The following is a 2,042-nucleotide window of genomic DNA, read 5'->3' as shown; positions in this document are numbered from 1 at the left end:
GCGCGCGCACGGCGTGCCCGCGTCCGCCGTCCGCGACGGGCTGCGGTCCTTCGGCCCGGGCGAGCACCGCATCCAGCGCGTCGCGGAGGCGGGCGGCGTCACCTACGTCAACGACTCCAAGGCGACGAACGCGCACTCCGCGGCCGCCTCGCTGGCCGGTTTCGCGCACGGCACCGTGGTGTGGATCGCGGGCGGGCTGGCCAAGGGCGCCACCTTCGACGACCTGGTCTCCTCCCGCGCGGACCGCATGCGCGCCGCCGTGGTGATCGGCGCCGAGCCCCGCCCGCTGGCCGACACGCTGGCCCGACACGCGCCCAAGATCCCTGTTGTGGTGATCGATCCCGGTGACACTGAGACCGTGATGCGCCGGGCGGTGATGGCGGCGCGGGACCTCGCCCAGCCGGGGGACACCGTGCTGCTGGCCCCGGCGGGCGCGTCGCAGGACCAGTTCACCTCGTACGCCCACCGCGGCGAGGAGTTCGTCCGCGTGGTGCGTGACCTGACCACCACGCGCTGAGCGCGGGAGGGGCAGGGGATGGCCACGACGACCACGGGCCGCAAGGCGCCCGACCGCCCGTGGCTGGGCGAGTGGAACTCGACGGTGACCAGCTACTACCTGCTGGTGGGCACCACGGGGCTGCTGACGGTGATCGGCCTGATCATGGTGCTGTCCAGCTCGACGGTCACCTCCATCGCGGAGGGGCAGTCGCCCTACGCGGCGTTCCTGGTCCAGGCGCAGTACGCGCTGATGGGCCTACCCGTGCTGCTGCTCGCCGCCCACCTGCCCATCCGCTGGTACAAACGGCTCGCGCTCCCGGCGCTCCTGGTGGCGCTGGTGCTGCTGGTAGCCGTCATCTTCATGGGTGAGGTCACCAACGGCCAGCAGAACTGGCTGTCGTTCGGGCCCGTGCGCTTCCAGCCCTCCGAGCTGGCCAAGCTCGCGCTCGCCGTCTGGCTCGGCACCGTGCTGGGCCGCAAGCAGGCGCTGCTGGGCAGCTGGTCGCACGCGATCCTGCCCGCGGTGCCCGGGGCGGTCGTGGTGATGGGCCTGGTGCTCGGCGGGGGCGACCTCGGTACGGCGCTCGTGATCGGCCTGCTCGTCGCGGGCGCGTTCCTGGTGGCGGGCGTGCCGCTGTCGCTCATGGGGCTCGGCAGCGCGATCGCGGCCTTCGTCGTCGGCTACGTGTTCATCCTCCAGCAGGGCTCGGGGGACCGGCTGCGGCGCATCATCGCGACCTACGGCGCGGAGTGCGACGCCGCCTCGGAGTGCTACCAGTCCCTGCACGGCCTGTTCGGGCTGGGCACCGGTGGGCTGTGGGGCGTCGGCCTGGGCGGCAGCCGCGAGAAGTGGAACTACCTGCCCGAGGCGCACAACGACTTCATCTTCGCCGTGATCGGCGAGGAGCTCGGCCTGTTCGGCACGGTGCTGGTGCTCGCGCTGTTCGCGGTGCTCGGCCTGGCGATGAGCCGCGTGATCCAGCGGCACAAGGACCCGTTCGTCAAGGTGACCACGGCCGCCGTCGGCTGCTGGATCGTGGGCCAGGCGTTCGTGAACATCGGCGTGGTGATCGGGGTGCTCCCGGTGATCGGGGTGCCCCTCCCGCTGGTGTCCGCGGGTGGTTCGGCCCTGATCACCACGATGGCCGCGCTCGGGATGGTCATATCCTTCGCCCGGACGGAACCGGGGGCTGCCAAGGCCCTCGCTGCACGCGGTAGCGTCGTCCGCAAGTCACTGGCCGTGCTGGGCGGCGCGGTCCGGAGACGGTAGAAATGTGCACGGCGGTTCGATCTGTGGCCAGATCCTCCACAGCGGGCCGGCGTGCGATCGATTCGCCCGGGTACCGGGCGACGACCAGAAGGTGATGATGAGCTCAGCAGCTGTGTCGGTGGTGCTCGCCGGAGGCGGGACCGCCGGTCACGTCAACCCCCTGCTCGCGGTGGCCGACGAGGTGCGGCGCCGCCAGCCCGGCGCACGCGTGCTCGCGCTCGGCACCACGACCGGCCTGGAGGCCGACCTCGTGCCGGCGCGCGGCTACGAGCTG

3 protein-coding genes are annotated in these 2,042 nt (G+C 72.3%); all 3 read left to right on the top strand.

What is annotated here, in order from left to right:
* Window positions 1–517 (top strand): glutamate ligase domain-containing protein (locus tag PROKR_RS00925; RefSeq protein ID WP_036958916.1); only part of this gene is annotated, 517 nt, incomplete at its 5' end.
* Window positions 518–535: 18 nt separating this feature from the next.
* The gene (locus PROKR_RS00920; protein ID WP_036958915.1) at window positions 536–1,768 is read left to right on the top strand and encodes an FtsW/RodA/SpoVE family cell cycle protein; all 1,233 of its coding nucleotides are present in this window, start codon (window positions 536–538) and stop codon (window positions 1,766–1,768) included.
* A gap of 94 nt (window positions 1,769–1,862) precedes the next feature.
* On the top strand, window positions 1,863–2,042 hold a 180-nt coding region (locus PROKR_RS38040; protein WP_211239986.1), incomplete at its 3' end, for a glycosyltransferase.

The organism is Promicromonospora kroppenstedtii DSM 19349, from assembly GCF_000515355.1.
Taxonomy (GTDB): domain Bacteria; phylum Actinomycetota; class Actinomycetes; order Actinomycetales; family Cellulomonadaceae; genus Promicromonospora; species Promicromonospora kroppenstedtii.
This window is presented reverse-complemented; position numbering and strand designations above follow the sequence as displayed.

What these genes read in the sequence shown, in the direction of transcription:
- PROKR_RS00920 (WP_036958915.1), top strand. Translation starts at nt 536, where the DNA reads ATGGCCACGACGACCACGGGCCGCAAGGCGCCCGACCGCCCGTGGCTG.